The organism is Niallia sp. FSL R7-0271, assembly GCF_038005785.1.
Lineage (GTDB): Bacteria > Bacillota > Bacilli > Bacillales > Cytobacillaceae > Niallia.
Genome location: NZ_JBBOTZ010000002.1, coordinates 800,814 through 818,277, shown reverse-complemented (window position 1 = coordinate 818,277; position 17,464 = coordinate 800,814). Strand labels below are relative to the sequence as shown.

The following is a 17,464-nucleotide window of genomic DNA, read 5'->3' as shown; positions in this document are numbered from 1 at the left end:
CTATCCACCTTTAACGACATCTGGACTATTGAAAAATATTAAATCTTATCCTTTCATTATATTTCCTGCTTACAAATGAAAGCAAAGGAAATTTCTAGTTTTTGATGATAAAAAAGATGACTGCGAACAGTCATCTTCACTCTTTATATATCCTCTGTTTTTTCTTGTTTTGAAATCAATACTTTATCCACTCTAAATTGATCCATATCGACTACTTCCAACACTAAATCCTCGATTTGAATTGTATCCTTCACTCTCGGTATATTTCCTAAGCTATTGGTGATCAATCCGCCAAGTGTGTTATACCGTTTATTCTCTATATCTGTTGCTGTTTTCTCTAACCCGAAATACTCTAGAAAAGTATCGATGGAAACGAGCCCATCTGCCAACCAGGAAGTTTCTGTTCGTTCAATGATATGAGGCTCCGCTTCATCTTCTCTCTCCGGCATATCTCCAACTATATTCTCCACAATATCATGAAGTGTGACAAAACCTTCTATTCCTCCGTATTCATCAATAACAATCGCTTCATGTTGACCAGCATTTTTCAAGCTTTCAAGAGCTTGATACACTTTCATTGCTTCTGGCAGCACTAATGTATTTTCTATACAATCAGCTAACTGGAAATCTTGGTTTGCAACCATTTTGGAAAAAACATCTTTTGTATGAATTATCCCCTTAAAGTCATCCAGACTCCCTTTTCCAACTGGAAACTTAGAAAAAGGACTCTGTTCCATCACACGAATACTTTCTGAAAATGAATCTTCTAAATCAATCCACACTAATTGTGTACGTGGTGTTAAGATATCTCCAAGGCGCTTGTCTCCTAAGTAAAAGATTTGTTCTACAAGATCTTGTTCAATCGCTTGAACCACTCCGCTGTATACACCTTGTTCAATTAATTGAGTGATTTCTTCTTCCGTAACATCTGGTTCAGCAGCAGGTTTAATTCTTAAGAGGCGTAACACTAGTTCTGTCGATTTACTTAAAAACCAAATAATCGGCTTGCCTATTTTTGAAAAATAATACATGGGTTTAGCGATGAGACAAGCAACCTTCTCTGGATTTCCCATCCCTATCCTTTTCGGCACCAATTCTCCAATAATTAATGATAAATAGGTAGATAAACCAACAACGATGATAAAACTTATTTCATAACTGAATCTTGACAGCACTTCTATTTTCTCGACGTAAACAGCTAGTTGACTGGCAATCGTTGCTCCTCCAAAGGCACCAGTTACAACCCCGATTAACGTTATACCAATCTGAATAGTTGACAGCAGCTGATTCGGATCTTCCGCTAATTTCAAGGCATACGCTGCCCGTAAATCGCCACTTTCTTTTATTCTTTCGAGTCTGTTCTGTTTAGAAGTAACAATCGCTATCTCCGTCATCGCAAATATTCCATTTGCAATAATTAATATGAATAAAATAAGAATGGAAACCCATATGCTCTCCAATAGACTGTCACCAACCTTTAGTAAAATATTTTATTTATTTGTTAATACCCGTTTTATCAAAATTATCTCGTGTAATGACATATAATTTGCGTGTAATAAGGTATTTTTAAGTCCTCGGTTTGTTATATGAGCAAAAAGCGGACTTTATTGTATGTTCCTACAAAAGAACTCTCAAGTTGGCTGGTCCTAAAACTCATTCTCGTTAATGTATTCAAAAAAGGATAAGCAAGGAAAAAACTTTTTAGAGTAATCCCTTATTAAACCAAAATACAAATCTTCTTACGATATATAACATAAAAAAGTTAATGCCTACACTTAAGAAAAAGTTCCAATGCTTAAATTCAATGAGCGAACTATATTTATTTAATAAAAAAGTATAGGTTGCTAAAAGCAAATTGAATAGAAAGGTATGAAAAAATTTTCTTAATGTGCTTTTATCTGTCGGATAATAAACAATAAAAAAAACAAAAAATGTAGGATATACTGCGTAATGCAAAGAAAAACTTAGTTTAGTCGCCTTTGCAAACTCTCTGTATGGAAATTCCAATAGTCCAAACAGTACCTGTATATACTCATAAGCCCATGCGATTGTGGAAGAAAACAAAAATGCTATGATAGATACTCTAAGATATTTCTTCGGAATTAACAGCAGTAATAACCCTATGGAAATTACCCACGAGACGATTAAGATGAGTTCATTTTTCATTCATTTGCACCTGTTTTAGACCTTTTTTAAACCATTTATAAGCACTATCATTTAAAAAAAGAGCGATATTCACGGTAATAAATGTCCAATACCAGTTCCATTTTATATATTTCACTAATGCTGTAAATTTCTCTAAAAGCACCTCAATTGTGGTAAAAAAAACTGAAATTCCAACATAATACAATATAATGATTAGCCAATGTTTACTTCGCGGAAAATATAGGCTAAAAAAGATAGCTACGACTGGAAAAAAGAAAAATTCAAACGAAAAGCTAGACTTATTATAGGAGTTTGTATTCGGTAATAACTGTGTCGGATACTCAATCCACCCTAACTCCACTGTAAATAAGCCTGCCGGCCAAGTAATAACCTGTAAGAATAAAAACAAAACCCACGCATCTCTCCACTTATGTTTAGGGATAAATCGCCATAATGCAAAAATACAAATTATAATAAAGCCGATTAGAAACCATCTTTCAAAATTCAATTAAGATCACCAAGAATATTTTTAACTTAGTTTGATGAGATTATGTATTTATCAACTTAAATATAAATTTTTATCGCCAATTTTACTCATACAAAAATTACTACTTGAAAAAACAGCTAGGAACTAGTACACTTACACAAGTGCTCATTTAACTTCATATCAACACCCTGTATAACCTTAAGAATATGGCTTAAGGGTCTCTACCAGGAACCATAAAATCCTGATTACAGAAAATGATTTAATCATTTTTTGTAATCAGGATTTTTTTATTTTATTTAATTAGAAAGGATGTTTTCTCTAATATGAATTTAAAGGTTTTTATACTCGCAATATCTACAGTCGCTGTTGGACTTGTAGAACTTATTCTAGGCGGAATACTGCCGACAATAGCTGACGATTTTAATATTTCCTTAAGCACGGCAGGACAGCTCATTTCTGTTTTTGCACTTGTCTATGCAGTATCTGGTCCTGTTTTACTCGTGTTAACCAGTAAAATAGAACGAAAAAAATTATATCTAGTGTCTTTATTTATTTTCTTTCTCGGAAATATCCTGACATATTTCAGTCATACCTTTACCTTTATGATGATTGCCCGAATCCTGACATCAATGAGCACGGCATTAATTGTAGTATTATCCTTAACACTTGCTGCTAAGGTAGTCGCTCCTGAACATCGTGCAAAGGCTTTAGGACTTATTTACATGGGGATTAGTTCATCACTTGTGATGGGTGTGCCGCTTGGAATACTCATTTCCAATTCATTTGGCTGGCGGATTATATTCTTAGGAATAGCGGTTTTATCAATCGGTTCCTTTGTACTTATTTCCGTTTTTCTAGAAAAAGTTCCGGGAGAAAGCACCATCCCACTTTCTCAACAATTGCGGGCTGTTGCTAGTACAAAAATCGGCAGTGCCCATCTTGCTACTATGTTTATGCTCGCAGGTCATTATACGATTTATGCATATTTCACACCATTTTTAGAAACAGAGCTTCACCTAAATTCTAATTGGATTAGTCTTTGTTATTTATTATTCGGACTTGCTGCAGTTAGCGGCGGTGCATTTGGTGGAATATTATCAGACTCTATTGGAGCACAGAAAAGTATTATCGTAGTTATCAGCGCATTTGCTGTAGTACTTTTCTTATTGCCATTTACAACTTTCTCACTTATCGTATTTATCCCAATCATGATGGTTTGGGCAGCATTAAGCTGGAGTCTCGCACCGCCACAGCAAAGCTACTTGATTCAAACAGACCCAGCCACATCTGACATCCAGCAAAGCTTTAATAATTCAGCATTACAAATAGGGATTTCCTTAGGCTCTGCCTTCGGCGGAATTGTGCTAACACAAACCGGAACTGTTTCCAAAACAGCCTGGTTTGGCGGTGTCATTGTCATCATTGCCTTATTATGTGCAATCTTCTCACTAACTCGAAAAACAGTAAATAGATCGAAGGCAATTGTAATTTCATCCGTACAAGAAGAAAATATTAATTAGTTCTAGAAATACAAGTAAGACACTATTCTTGAGATGTGTTTTACTTGTTTTTTATTATTTTTAGAACTTTTCTAAGATTTTTTCTTATTGTATACACATCAAACTTGCTGAGACATCTGCACTTATGTAATAAACCATTTATTATAAAAAGGATGAGGAATGGGAAAACCCATTCCTCAATAAAAATCCTATTGAATGAAGCGAGTAACATTTAGCCATCTTACTTCAGAAGTTACGGTTGTTACTGCTGTTGCTGTTGTTGTTTGTATGCTCACTGTATAAACAATATTCCCAGATGTAACAGGAGGAGTATCGACATAGCTGAACGAATCATTAAACCTTTCAATAGCTCCAAGAATACCAGCACTTCCCGCTCTTGTAACAGTCTGTTGCGCAATCGCTGTACCATTCCTGCGAATAATAATATTGAAACTTATGCTGTAAGATAAATTCAAGCCAATAACAAAGGCCAATTGCTGTGAAGTATCAATCTTTATTTCATTATTACCTGTGACCGCAATAGTTACTGTATTTACAGTCGTTTCTGTACCTAATGGAATTGCTGCCGTTGTAGTTGGCTGATCAAAAGTGAGAGCGGCTATAGATGGGAAACCGGCTGTACCTGCTGGGCCAGTTGGACCGGTTGCTCCCGTTGGACCCGCTACTCCCGCTGGGCCCGTGGCTCCTGTTGGGCCCGCTACTCCTGCTGGGCCTGTCGCTCCCGTTGGACCCGCTACTCCTGCTGGACCCGTGGCTCCCGTTGGACCTACTGCTCCTGCTGGGCCTGTCGCACCTGTTGGACCCGCTACTCCCGCTGGGCCCGTGGCTCCTGTTGGACCTACTGCTCCTGCTGGGCCTGTCGCACCTGTTGGGCCCGCTACTCCCGCTGGGCCTGTCGCACCTGTTGGGCCTACTGCTCCTGCTGGGCCGGTTGCACCGGTTGGGCCCGCTATTCCCGCTGGGCCGGTTGCTCCCGTTGGACCCGCTACTCCCGCTGGGCCCGTGGCTCCTGTTGGACCTACTGCTCCTGCTGGGCCGGTTGCACCGGTTGGGCCCGCTATTCCCGCTGGGCCTGTCGCACCTGTTGGGCCCGCTACTCCCGCTGGGCCGGTTGCTCCTGTTGGACCTACTGCTCCTGCTGGGCCTGTCGCACCTGTTGGGCCCGCTATTCCCGCTGGGCCTGTCGCACCTGTTGGGCCCGCTACTCCCGCTGGACCTGTTGCTCCTGTTGGACCTACTGCTCCTGCTGGGCCTGTCGCACCTGTTGGGCCCTGCTCCTGCTGGGCCCGTGGCTCCTGTTGGGCCTACTGCTCCTGCTGAGCCCGTGGCTCCGGTCGGACCCGCTTCTCCCGCTGGACCGGTCGCTCCTGTCGGACCGGCTATTCCCGCTGGACCTGTTGCTCCTGTCGGACCGGCTATTCCCGCTGGACCTGTTGCTCCTGTTGGACCTACTGCTCCTGCTGGGCCCGTGGCTCCGGTTGGACCCGCTTCTCCTGCTGGACCTGTTGCTCCTGTTGGACCGGCTACTCCTGCTGGACCTGTCGCACCTGTTGGGCCTACTGCTCCCGTTGGACCGGCTATTCCCGCTGGTCCTGTTGCCCCGGTTGGGCCTACTGCTCCTGCTGGGCCTGTTGCCCCGGTTGGGCCCGCTTCTCCCGCTGGACCCGTGGCTCCTGTCGGACCGGCCACTCCCGCTGGACCTGTCGCTCCTGTTGGGCCTACTGCTCCCGCTGGGCCTGTCGCTCCTGTTGGGCCTACTGCTCCTGCTGGGCCCGTGGCTCCTGTTGGGCCTACTGCTCCTGCTGAGCCCGTGGCTCCTGTCGGACCCGCTTCTCCCGCTGGACCTGTCGCTCCTGTCGGACCGGCTATTCCCGCTGGACCTGTTGCTCCTGTTGGACCTACTGCTCCTGCTGGGCCCGTTGCTCCTCGGACCCGCTTCTCCTGCTGGACCTGTTGCACCTGTTGGACCCGCTTCTCCCGCTGGACCTGTCGCTCCTGTTGGGCCTACTGCTCCCGCTGGACCTGTTGCTCCTGTTGGACCTACCTGTTGGCCTGTTGGACCTACTGCTCCTGCTGGGCCTGTCGCACCAGTTGGGCCCGCTTCTCCCGCTGGGCCTGTCGCACCAGTTGGGCCTACTGCTCCTGCTGGGCCTGTTGCACCTGTTGGGCCCACTACTCCCGCTGGACCTGTCGCACCGGTTGGGCCCGCTTCTCCTGCTGGACCCGTGGCTCCCGTTGGACCCGCTTCTCCCGCTGGACCTGTCGCTCCTGTCGGACCGGCTATTCCCGCTGGACCTGTTGCTCCTGTCGGACCGGCTATTCCCGCTGGACCTGTTGCTCCTGTTGGACCTACTGCTCCTGCTGGGCCCGTTGCTCCGGTTGGGCCCGCTTCTCCTGCTGGACCTGTTGCACCTGTTGGACCCGCTACTCCCGCTGGACCTGTCGCTCCTGTTGGGCCTACTGCTCCCGTTGGACCAGCTATTCCCGCTGGGCCGGTTGCACCGGTTGGGCCCGCTACTCCCGCTGGACCTGTTGCTCCCGTTGGACCCGCTACTCCCGCTGGGCCTGTTGCTCCCGTTGGACCCGCTTCTCCTGCTGGACCCGTGGCTCCTGTTGGACCGGCTACTCCCGCTGGGCCGGTTGCTCCCGTTGGACCCGCTTCTCCTGCTGGACCCGTGGCTCCCGTTGGGCCTACTGCTCCTGCTGGGCCGGTTGCTCCCGTTGGGCCCGCTATTCCCGCTGGGCCGGTTGCTCCCGTTGGACCCGCTATTCCCGCTGGGCCCGTGGCTCCTGTTGGACCTACTGCTCCTGCTGGGCCTGTTGCACCAGTTGGGCCCGCTATTCCCGCTGGGCCGGTTGCTCCCGTTGGACCCGCTATTCCCGCTGGGCCCGTGGCTCCCGTTGGACCTACTGCTCCTGCTGGACCCGTGGCTCCCGTTGGGCCTACTGCTCCTGCTGGGCCGGTTGCTCCAGTTGGGCCCGCTATTCCCGCTGGGCCCGTTGCTCCCGTTGGGCCTACTGCTCCTGCTGGGCCTGTTGCACCAGTTGGGCCCGCTACTCCCGCTGGGCCCGTTGCCCCGGTTGGTCCCGTTGCTCCTGTCGGACCGGCTTCTCCCGCTGGACCGGTCGCTCCTGTCGGACCGGCTATTCCCGCTGGACCTGTTGGACCTACTGCTCCTGTTGGACCCGCTTCTCCTGCTGGACCGGTTGCCCCGGTTGGGGCTCCCGCCCGTGGCTCCTGTTGGGCCCGCTACTCCCGCTGGACCCGTGGCTCCTGTCGGACCGGCTCTGGACCTGTTGCTCCTGTTGGGCCCGCTTCTCCTCCCGTGGCTGGACCTGTCCTGCTCCTGTTGGGCCCGCTTCTCCTGCTGGACCCGTGGCTCCCGTTGGGCCTACTGCTCCTGCTGGGCCTGTTGCACCAGTTGGGCCCGCTATTCCCGCTGGGCCGGTTGCTCCCGTTGCTACTCCCGCTGCTGCTCCTGCTGCTCCTGTTGGGCCCGCTCCTGCTGGGCCCTGCTCCTGTTGGACCCGTGGCTCCTGCTGGACCCGTGGCTCCTGGACCTTGCTCCAGTTGGGCCCGCTATTCCCGCTGGGCCGGTTGCACCTGTTGGGCCTACTGCTCCCGCTGGGCCCGTGGCTCCTGTTGGACCTACTGCTCCTGCTGGCCCGTGGCTCCTGTCGGACCGCTTCTCCTGCTGGACCTGGCTCCTGTTGGGCCTACTGCTCCTGCTCCCGTGCTCCTGTCGGGACCGGTCGCTCCTGTTGGACCCGCTATTCCCGCTGGACCTGTTGCTCCTGTTGGACCGGCTATTCCCGCTGGACCTGTTGCTCCTGGGACCGGCTATTCCCGCTGGACCTGTTGCTCCTGTTGGACCTACTGCTCCTGCTGGGCCCGTGGCTCCGGTCGGACCCGCTTCTCCTGCTGGACCTGTTGCACCTGTTGGACCCGCTACTCCCGCTGGACCTGTCGCACCTGTTGGGCCTACTGCTCCCGTTGGACCGGCTACTCCTGCTGGACCTGTCGCACCTGTTGGGCCTACTGCTCCCGTTGGACCGGCTATTCCCGCTGGACCTGTTGCACCTGTTGGGCCTACTGCTCCTGCTGGGCCCGTGGCTCCTGTTGGGCCTACTGCTCCTGCTGGACCTGTTGCACCTGTTGGGCCTACTGCTCCTGCTGGGCCCGTGGCTCCCGTTGGGCCTACTGCTCCTGCTGGACCTGTTGCACCTGCTGGGCCTACTGCTCCCGCTGGGCCCGTTGCTCCTGTTGGGCCCGCTACTCCCGCTGGACCCGTGGCTCCTGTCGGACCGGCTACTCCCGCTGGACCCGTGGCTCCTGTTGGTCCCGCTTCTCCTGCTGGACCTGTTGCTCCTGTTGGACCCGCTACTCCCGCTGGGCCTGTTGCCCCGGTTGGTCCCGCTTCTCCTGTCGGACCGGCTACTCCCGCTGGGCCCGTGGCTCCCGTTGGACCTACTGCTCCCGTTGGACCGGCTACTCCTGCTGGACCCGTTGCTCCAGTTGGACCGGCTACTCCTGCTAGGCCTGTCGCTCCTGTTGGTCCCGTTGCTCCGGTCGGACCCGTTGCTCCTGCTGGGCCTGTCGCTCCCGTTGGACCAGTAGGCCCCGCCGGACCAATTATTCCAGTAGCAGATAACAATGCTACATCATCAACTAAAACATCAGAAGCGCCTTCTAAAGGTATTACGTTTATAAGCAAATATGCCTGTGTTGTTCCTGCCGGGGCTGTTCCGGTAGTTAAATATATTTCCTTCCATGTGCTAATTTGAGCATTTGGAAGCCTGTTTGGAGGTATAAAATTTGAAGCACCTGTTCCTAACAACTGTAAATTTTGTCCAAAAAAGAAGACTTGAATTAATACAGCAGGCGCTTGAAGACTATTGGGGCGCGCAAGTGAAAGAATAAGCTCTAAATTGTCACCAGTAGCTGCAGGCACGAACTGACCAATATAAGAAGGAATTGTTCCTTGCTGCAACAAAGCTGCATAAGTGCCTGAATGAGAGTTAACATTGGTAGTAGTCGAATTAGATCCAGTAACCCAGCCATTCAGGTTTCCAGTTTCGAATCCACCGTTCGTAATTAAATTCAGTAAACTCATTTTTCTCTCCTTCCAAAGTAAATACTTATCCGTATATACTATGAAATGGAAAAAATGATGGATAAGCTGTTATCCTTACTCTGATGATGTTTCTTGCTTTTTTTATCATATAAACTACTAAGCTCCTATTTTTTAATTTTTAAATCCACAAAAAAAAGCCGCCAAACGGCAGCTAATATTGTCTACAAAATGTTATTTAATATAATCATAGATATTTTTCACCAACAATAAACAGGTTACTGTAATAAACAGCGCGCGAACAAAACTGCTGCCTTTTTTTATGGCATATTTTGAGCCGCAGACAGCTCCTGCAAGCTGTGCTAACCCCATAATTATTCCATATGTATAATTCACTTGTCCTAAAAACATAAACATTAGCAAGCCAGCAATATTACTGCCAAAATTCAGAAACTTTGCATTACCTGCTGCCTTTAGAAAATCAAAACCTATCAACAGAAAAGCAAAGATCAGAAAAGAACCTGTACCAGGGCCTAAAAACCCATCGTAGAATCCAATTGCAAAAATAGCTGCTAGAAAAATAGTATAATGGCGAAATGATAATTTTTTCGGGGTAGAAACGCTGCCCCAATCCTTTTTGAAAATTGTATAAACTGCTACTGCTGCAAGCATTATCAGCATTAAGGGTTTAAGCATTTGCGGATCCATTAAGTGTACACACCAAGCTCCTAACATCGAACCAATAAAGGTGAGCGGAAATAATTTATACACTGATTTTAAATCAAGCTTGCCGGAGCGATAAAACATCAATGTACTCGTTAAGGAGCCCATTGTTGACGCTAGTTTATTAGTAGCTACTGCTGCTGCTGGATTCATTCCTGTAAATAAAAGGGCTGGTAATGCAATCAAGCCTCCTCCGCCGACAACTGAATCAATGAATGCAGCCAAAAAACCAAACACAATCAAAATTATTAATACCGTTGGGTCTAAATCAAACAATATCGACAGCTCCTCTATTAGTCACTATTCAAATAGTAACTAAATATTTGATAAATGTAAACAGTTATTGTATCGTTTAAACTATAGAAAATGTATAATTGGAGGACGTGGAAAAGTGAGCGATATTGTACAGCAGCTCAAAAAACTTGGTTTTAATGAATATGAAGCTAAAGCTTATGTATCTTTAGTAAAATCAGGCCCTGTAACTGCCTATCAAGTTAGCAAAGAATCAGGTATTCCAAGGGCAAGAATTTATGATGTTTTAACTACGCTCGTGGAAAAAGGGATTGTCTTAAAGGAAGAAATTAATGAGGCTGCTCGCTATTCACCGCTTCCTGTTGAGATTTTTCTGCAAAAAGCTAAGTCAGAATGGCAATCAACTTATGAAGTAATTAATGATTCATTAAAAGAACTTGAAACGTCTGCGAAGGAAGTCGACAATCGGGTTATTACTTTAAAGGATTATCAAACAATCATTAGCTATTGTCAGACATTAATTAATAAAGCAGAAAATCGTATCGTTATTTCCATGTGGGATGATATGTATTCAGCATTGGAGGGTTATCTTGCTGCTGCTGCTAAAAGAGTGGCAGTAAAAGGGATAACCATACATGTTAACAAACCGCTTAAAAACATAGAAACACATCGTGTTACGTCCTTTACGGAGACATCCTCCACTGAGCATTGGTTTATTTTATCGATTGATTCTAAAGAGATGATTTATGGTCCTTCTTTTGAGGAGCGCAGCATTGCTTTTTATACAGATGACCCTGTCCATATTTATTTGTTAGAGGATTATGTATGGCATGATGTTCTTGTCAATCGGCTTGTACGGCGCAGTTCCGATGACTTGGAAAAATGGATTACAACGGAACGCCAAGCCTTTTTTAAGAAAAATTAAGAATATAAACTTCTTACGAGAATAACGTTATATGAAAATATTCGGTCCACTTACAGCTAAGAAACTTTTATAGGGGGAATTAAAGTGTCATTTAAACCTAAAGCCATCTTTTTAGACATGGATGGTACCATTTTAACTTCTGTAAATAAAGTAAATATGAAAACAAAAGAAATAATTGATGATCTACGAAGCCAAGGCATTTTTGTTTTTATTGCTACTGGAAGAGCTTTCGATGAGATAGCAGATTTAGTTCCAGAGGGCTTTCAAGTAGATGGCTTTATTACATCAAATGGAATGGCAGGATATATTGGAGACAAGCCAATCTTTCAACATTCCTTGTCTATAGATTTAGTAAAAACAGTGATTGAAAAAGCACGTCAAAATAAAATATATTATGAGCTTTTTCCATACGGGGCGTCTCGCATTACTTTAAATGAAGACAAAGATTATGTAGTAAATGAAATCAGAGATCCAAAACCAGACGATGTGGAAATTAATGAGTGGCTATCACGCAAACAAGCAATTAAAGAAGAAATCGCTTGGAAGGATAAGATTGAAGGAGATATGTTTTCGAAGTTTTATTTCTTTGCCAGAACAAAGGAGCATATTAATGAATGGAAGGAAGTCCTTCATGAATTAAAACAAGAAATGGATTTTACTACTTCCACCTCTTCCAGTCATAATGTTGAATTAATGTTCGCAAATGTTAACAAAGCAACAGGAATTAAACAAATGTTAGCTCATTTCGAATTACCGGAAGAAAATATATTGGCTATCGGTGACAGTTATAATGATTTGCCTATGTTTGAGTTTGTCAGCTTTGCAGTAGCAATGAAAAATGCAGCTGAGCCAATTAAGCAAATTGTTGATGATGTAACAGAATTCACTTGCGATGAAGATGGCGTTCATCATTATTTAACTAGATTCTCTACTGTGAAAATCTAGTAAATTAAGAAGTTCTTATTCATATAGATTGGTTCGCTATAATTAAACAAAATTTTCCGAGGTGATAAATATGTTTTGCAAGCCATTGTTTGAAAATGATGTACCAGCAGCATCCTCCTGCTTCTAATGGATGTGATGGCTGCATCTCTCCGTTAGGGCATTTATTGACCTGAATAATAATCGGAGGGAATATATAAATGAAAAACACCTTATTAGGTTCATTATATTTAATATTAGCATCCAGTATTTGGGGCGGTATGTATGTTGTTGTGAAAGTGGTCGTAGCGGTTATACCTCCCCTAGAATTAGTATGGATGCGCTATATGGTCGCCATTCTTGCACTTCTTTTAATCGGATTACTTACAAAACAGAAGTGGAGAATTGAAAAACGTTATATCCTGTTAATTATAGCAATTGGCATAATCGGCAATACCATTTCCATTGTTGCTCAAGAAACGGGTACTATGCTGTCGACTGCCCAAATGGGTGCGATTATTACATCCTCGACACCAGCCTTTATGGTTATATTCGCACGCCTTATTCTTAAAGAACGCTTGACTATAAAAAAGGCAATTTCTGTTTGTTTAGCTACAGTTGGAGTGGTATTAATTGTTGGAATCGGAAATATGAGTGTGTCAAACACACTTGGCGGTGTATCACTTGTAATCGCCGCCTTAACATGGGCATTAATGTCCGTACTCGTAAAACGTGTGCCAAGTGATTACTCACAAATAGTTGTCACAACATACGCCACATTGGTGGCGCTAGTATTGCTGACGCCGTTTGTTTTACCGCGTCTGTCTGCAATCAACTTTTCTGAACTTACTCACCCTACTATTTGGGGAGGTCTCTTATATTTAGGAGTTATCTCAACAGCAGGCGGATTTCTGCTATGGAATCGCGGCTTACAAATGCTGAATGCTTCAAGCGGCGGTATCTACTTCTTTTTCCAACCAGTTGTCGGAACATTACTAGGCTGGCTTCTGCTTGGTGAGAGGATTGGCATTATGTTTTGGATTGGCTCCTTCCTAATTCTTATAGGTGTCTTATTCGTAATTAGAGAGGATAAATAGTGGGTTGAACCCCTTCATAGGAAGGGGTTTTTTATTATCTAAAAGGATTCTTTTCGGTATTGCAGACAAAAAAATCAGGCCATCGAGAGATATCTCGACAGCCTGATTCAAATATGTTTACTCCAACGAACAAGATGTTTGCAACAAAAAGGATAATCTCTCTAGTTAGGTCATCAAATTACCTAGTGCTGCTAACGAAAAAGTACAGCTTTTTTTTACAGAGTTACTTCCTAAAATCTATACCTCACTTATTTACAGATATAATCTGCTCACCTGTTATAACCGACTGACTATCAACAACTAAAATTTCACGATAGTCAGTAGAATTTGTAACAATAATAGGTGTAATTGTATTCAAACCAGCTTCCTTAATTTTTTCTATTTCGAATTCTAAAAGAACATCACCCTTGCTGAAATAATCCCCTTCTTTTAGGTTTAAAGTAAAGTATTTTCCTTCTAAGCTGACAGTATCAATACCTACATGGATTAACAGCTCTGCTCCTGTATCTGATTGCAAACCAATCGCATGCTTGGATGCCATCACCGTAACTATTTTCCCATCAAAAGGTGCCTTGACGATACCAGCTGCTGGTATTATTGCAGCCCCTTTTCCCATTAACCCGCCAGCAAATACTTCGTCAGGGACAGATGAAAGCGGTACTAATTCACCATTCAATGGACTAAAAATAATAGTGTTTTTTTCTTGTTTTTCTTTCGGCTCTGCCGCTGGCTGTTCCTTAGTGTTAACTTTACTGTTTTCTTTATATCCGAATAAATAAGTCAGAATAAATGCTAATACGAATGCAAGGACGATGGAGATTAAAAATCCGAAAAAGCCTTGATTAATGCCGTCAGGACTAATAAACAATGGAATTCCAAAAATACCGCCTAAAGCAAATCCATATACAGTGGATCCCATTGATCCAGCAATAGCCCCTGAGATAGCTGCACTGATAGAGCCTAAAATAAATGGAGTTTTCGTTGGCAATGTTACACCATAAATAACTGGTTCTGTTACACCCATAATACCTGCTATTGTTGCAGATGTTGCTGTTGGTTTCAATTTCTTGTCCTTTGTTTTTAGTGCAACAGCAAACGCTGCACCGGTTTGTGCAAATGTTGTACAGAATAACATTCCGTTAATTGGATCAAAGCCATTTGCAGTAATGTTGTTTAGTAAAATCGGAATAAATGCCCAATGCAATCCAAAAATAATTAGAATTTGCCATACTCCTGCTAAAATAAATCCGGCAACTAACGGACTTAAATCATAAACACTCATTGCCCCTTTTGCTAAAAAGTCACTAATAGTTGTAGAGATTGGGCCTACTACTAGAAAAACTAGGGGCGATGCAACAACAATTGCCACTAATGGCACAATAAACATGCTGATTGAGTTATGAACTACCTTCTTAAGAAGATGTTCTATTTTTGCTAAAATAAACGCTCCAATAATAATTGGCAATACAGAAGATGTATAGTTAATTAATGTAATAGGAATCTGCAAAAAGCTGAGTTCTGTGCCATCATTAACAGCTGTAGTAAATGTTGGGTATACTAAAACGGCCCCCAGTACTGCTGCTAAATAAGGATTACCATTAAACTTCTTACCTGCTGAAAAACCTAAAATAATAGGAAGGAAATAAAATAGTGCATCTGATGTCGCATACAGAACTTTATATGTTCCCATTTGGTCTGTCAGCCAGCCAAGTGATGTAAATAAAGATAATAGCCCTTTTAATATACCTACTGCAGCCATAACACCAACAACTGGCATAAAAATACCAGATATCATATCAACAAACCGGTTAAACAAATTGCCCTTCTCTTCTTTTTCATCACTTTGAGCAGAAGCTGCTGCTTCGCCGCCCATAAGTGCGGTCACTTCTTTATAGACATGGGGAACTTCATTTCCAATAACTACTTGGAATTGTCCTCCGCTTTCCACTACTGTAATAACTCCATCTATTTGTTTAATTTCCTCTTTATCTGGCAGATTAGTATCCTTTAACTTAAAACGCAGCCGTGTCACACAATGTATGACACTGTTTACATTATCTTTTCCCCCAACTGACTTTAAAACTTCTTCTGCCGTTTTTTTATGGTTCATTCGTAATCACTCCCCTATATTAATACACTGAATACGCTTTCTTATTTCTTAGAAGGAAAGAGCATTTTGCTCTAGTTCCCTCTTTTTTCCGTAAGATTTCTTGTAGTTACACAAGCAATGATAACAGCGATTATTCCCCCTGCTAATTTTGCAACTATCATTGGCACGATCATTTTCTGATTGATGCTGGCGATAAATCCTAAATGCCCTCCCAGAACAAAAGAAGCACTTACCGCAAAAGCAATCGATATGATTTTTCCCCTTGGCTCCATATCTTTGACGATCATAAACATCGGAATATTATGTGCTAAGGAGGCGATCATTCCACCTGTTGTATTAGTATCAACAGACAATACTCTTCCTAACTTGACCAACGGCCGCTTTAGCAGAACTGTTAAAATGTGGACGAGCGGAAAAGCCCCAGCAAGAATAATCGCTATTTTACCGACAATTAAAATCGACTCTGACAAAGGAACTAAATTAGGCAATATCGTAAAGCCAGTAATTGTTTGTATTCCGATAAATGCCAGACCTATTATAGAAATAACACTTATCATTTTTCCAAATAAACGAAAAAGGACGACTGTCTGTTTCGGAAAGAGCTGTAACCCAATAATGATTAATATAGATAATCCGATAGGAATAATAAGATTATAAACAATAATTTCCCAATCAAATCCTCCTACAACTCCACCTACGATGCATCCAAAGGGAATTGCTGCAATTCCAATCAGAATGCCCTTTGAAAAATATTCATAATCGTCTTTTCTGACAATTTCAAGCGCAACTGGAATAGTAAACACTAATGTTGAGCCAAAGGTTGTGCCAAGAAAGACAGAGGAAAAAAGGCCTGCTTGTTCATTTAAAGCCATTTCTTGCGCTAATGAATATCCTCCCATGTCAACAGCAAGGATTGTATTGGCAAAAGATGCAGGATCTGCACCGATAAAGCTGTAAATCGGTGTGATAATCGGGATCAGGGCATCAGCCAGCAGCGGGGCTAATGAGACAATTCCAATCATGACTAATGCCAAAGATCCCATTGTTTGTATACCTTCATAAAATTTCGCTCCAATGCCGAAACGATTGCCAAAGCTGTAGTCTAAAGCTCCTACAAAAAACAGCAGAGCAATAATAATCATCAATAATGTATTTATGATCATAGCAGATGTTAAAAATGAATCACTTGCTTATTCTGGCTGCTTTCATATGTGCCAAATACAAGCTGTAACGTTTTTAAATTATCTTCCCCGCTTGTTTGGAAATCTGTTCCTTCATTTAAGCATTCAATGAAGTGAGCATGCAGTTTTTTATGACTTTCAATATAATTGAGCTCAGTTGATTCTATATATGTCTTCTCCGCACCTTTATTATCGATAATAGATATTCTGCCATTGTTATACAGCTTAATGGTAGCTTTATCTCCTTCAATAATTAATTGCTCTTTATGATCAGGCAATACTTGTTCTGGCACTTCGGCTTCTAAATCTCTTCTAGTCGCCCAGCTCATATCCATATAGCCGAAGAAGTCATCATAGCCTAACATAATTAAACCGGTATCCTCCCCTTCTATAAACGGACTAATTTGTTTCGTTTCTGCATAGAGGCGTTTTGGTTCCCCAAACAAAAATCTCCACGTATCAAACCAATGTACACCCATCTCAAAAAATAACAGCTTTGGCATATCGCGAAAGAATGGCTGAGGCAGGTTTTTTTCAGGTGAAAACCTTGGTGAATACCAATCTGTATGGATGTAGCGCACTGTTTGAACTATTCCTGCAATGTTTTCAGCCAACATGCTTTTCATAATTTGGAAAGGCTCTAGCCAGCGCCAGTTTTCCGTAACCATTAAACGCACTCCTGCCTCATTTGCTATTTTCACCATTTCTTCTGCTTCTTCTAATGTATTAGCGAACGGCTTTTGGCACATGATATGCTTTCCAGCCTTTGCTGCCAGCTTCACAAGTTCTAAGTGCGTCTCAGGAGGCGTCACAATATCAATTACATCTATATCTGCATTTTCCATCATATTAATGATATCCAGATACAGGTTTTCACTCGGAATATGAAACAATTCGCCTTTTTCCTTTAACAGTTCCGCATTTTTATCGCAAAATCCGTTAATTTGAACCGTTTCAATGGACTGCCATGCTATTACATGCTTTTCAGACCAATAACCAGCCCCTATAATTCCAACTTTCCACATCTTAAG

Annotated in this window: 12 protein-coding genes, 1 pseudogene and 1 riboswitch; of the genes and pseudogenes, 4 read left to right on the top strand and 9 right to left on the bottom strand. The window is 43.5% G+C overall.

Annotated elements, in window-relative coordinates:
* Window positions 1-143: 143 nt before the first annotated feature.
* The 3 genes from MKX82_RS24120 to MKX82_RS24110 form a co-directional block, all read right to left on the bottom strand.
* Window positions 144-1,460 (bottom strand): hemolysin family protein, encoded by a 1,317-nt coding sequence (locus tag MKX82_RS24120; protein ID WP_233315398.1) that lies wholly within the window; start codon window positions 1,458-1,460, stop codon window positions 144-146.
* 241 nt (window positions 1,461-1,701) lie between these two features.
* Window positions 1,702-2,166 carry a CBO0543 family protein gene (locus MKX82_RS24115; protein WP_341080694.1) on the bottom strand — a complete coding sequence of 155 codons (465 nt, stop codon included), beginning with the start codon at window positions 2,164-2,166 and terminating at the stop codon, window positions 1,702-1,704.
* Window positions 2,156-2,653, bottom strand: coding sequence for a CBO0543 family protein (locus tag MKX82_RS24110; protein WP_341080693.1), 498 nt, complete (start codon window positions 2,651-2,653; stop codon window positions 2,156-2,158). The genes MKX82_RS24115 and MKX82_RS24110 overlap by 11 nt, the downstream gene beginning before the upstream one ends.
* A 147-nt stretch (window positions 2,654-2,800) precedes the next feature.
* A riboswitch (purine riboswitch) is annotated at window positions 2,801-2,900 on the top strand.
* A gap of 55 nt (window positions 2,901-2,955) precedes the next feature.
* On the opposite strand from MKX82_RS24110, the gene MKX82_RS24105 reads away from it, so the two are divergent.
* The gene (locus MKX82_RS24105) at window positions 2,956-4,152 is read left to right on the top strand and encodes an MFS transporter (RefSeq protein ID WP_341080692.1); all 1,197 of its coding nucleotides are present in this window, start codon (window positions 2,956-2,958) and stop codon (window positions 4,150-4,152) included.
* A 188-nt stretch (window positions 4,153-4,340) separates the two neighbouring features.
* Here the strand turns inward: MKX82_RS24105 and MKX82_RS24100 are convergent, their stop codons facing one another.
* The 3 genes and pseudogenes from MKX82_RS24100 to MKX82_RS24085 all read right to left on the bottom strand — a co-directional run bounded on the left by MKX82_RS24100 (window position 4,341) and on the right by MKX82_RS24085 (window position 10,226).
* The gene (locus MKX82_RS24100; protein WP_341081672.1) at window positions 4,341-4,625 is read right to left on the bottom strand and encodes a hypothetical protein; all 285 of its coding nucleotides are present in this window, start codon (window positions 4,623-4,625) and stop codon (window positions 4,341-4,343) included.
* A 744-nt stretch (window positions 4,626-5,369) separates the two neighbouring features.
* A pseudogene (locus MKX82_RS30465) lies at window positions 5,370-9,266 on the bottom strand (NTTRR-F1 domain); the annotation flags it as partial.
* Window positions 9,267-9,458: 192 nt separating this feature from the next.
* Window positions 9,459-10,226, bottom strand: a complete 768-nt coding sequence (locus MKX82_RS24085) for a TSUP family transporter (protein ID WP_233315653.1) — start codon at window positions 10,224-10,226, stop codon at window positions 9,459-9,461.
* A gap of 112 nt (window positions 10,227-10,338) precedes the next feature.
* On the opposite strand from MKX82_RS24085, the gene MKX82_RS24080 reads away from it, so the two are divergent.
* From MKX82_RS24080 to MKX82_RS24070, 3 genes are all read left to right on the top strand, one after another.
* Window positions 10,339-11,124 carry a TrmB family transcriptional regulator gene (locus MKX82_RS24080; RefSeq protein ID WP_233315401.1) on the top strand — a complete coding sequence of 262 codons (786 nt, stop codon included), beginning with the start codon at window positions 10,339-10,341 and terminating at the stop codon, window positions 11,122-11,124.
* Window positions 11,125-11,208: 84 nt separating this feature from the next.
* Entirely contained in the window at window positions 11,209-12,069 is an 861-nt protein-coding gene (locus tag MKX82_RS24075; protein WP_233315402.1) for an HAD family hydrolase, read from the top strand.
* A gap of 197 nt (window positions 12,070-12,266) precedes the next feature.
* Window positions 12,267-13,142 (top strand): DMT family transporter, encoded by an 876-nt coding sequence (locus MKX82_RS24070; protein WP_341080688.1) that lies wholly within the window; start codon window positions 12,267-12,269, stop codon window positions 13,140-13,142.
* A gap of 244 nt (window positions 13,143-13,386) precedes the next feature.
* On the opposite strand, the gene MKX82_RS24065 is transcribed toward MKX82_RS24070, so the two are convergent.
* The 3 genes from MKX82_RS24065 to MKX82_RS24055 form a co-directional block, all read right to left on the bottom strand.
* Entirely contained in the window at window positions 13,387-15,252 is a 1,866-nt protein-coding gene (locus MKX82_RS24065; RefSeq protein ID WP_341080684.1) for a beta-glucoside-specific PTS transporter subunit IIABC, read from the bottom strand.
* A 71-nt stretch (window positions 15,253-15,323) separates the two neighbouring features.
* Complete coding sequence (eutH, locus tag MKX82_RS24060; protein WP_341080682.1) at window positions 15,324-16,415, bottom strand: ethanolamine utilization protein EutH; 1,092 nt, start codon at window positions 16,413-16,415, stop codon at window positions 15,324-15,326.
* 8 nt (window positions 16,416-16,423) lie between these two features.
* Window positions 16,424-17,458, bottom strand: coding sequence for a Gfo/Idh/MocA family protein (locus tag MKX82_RS24055; RefSeq protein ID WP_341080681.1), 1,035 nt, complete (start codon window positions 17,456-17,458; stop codon window positions 16,424-16,426).
* Between the last annotated feature and the right edge of the window lie 6 nt (window positions 17,459-17,464).

Bases quoted from the DNA above. Each gene is read 5' to 3' on its own strand.
- MKX82_RS24055 (WP_341080681.1), bottom strand. From the start codon at position 17,458: ATGTGGAAAGTTGGAATTATAGGGGCTGGTTATTGGTCTGAAAAGCAT.
- MKX82_RS24115 (WP_341080694.1), bottom strand. From the start codon at position 2,166: ATGAAAAATGAACTCATCTTAATCGTCTCGTGGGTAATTTCCATAGGG.
- MKX82_RS24065 (WP_341080684.1), bottom strand. From the start codon at position 15,252: ATGAACCATAAAAAAACGGCAGAAGAAGTTTTAAAGTCAGTTGGGGGA.
- eutH (WP_341080682.1), bottom strand. From the start codon at position 16,415: ATGATCATAAATACATTATTGATGATTATTATTGCTCTGCTGTTTTTT.
- MKX82_RS24070 (WP_341080688.1), top strand. From the start codon at position 12,267: ATGAAAAACACCTTATTAGGTTCATTATATTTAATATTAGCATCCAGT.
- MKX82_RS24105 (WP_341080692.1), top strand. From the start codon at position 2,956: ATGAATTTAAAGGTTTTTATACTCGCAATATCTACAGTCGCTGTTGGA.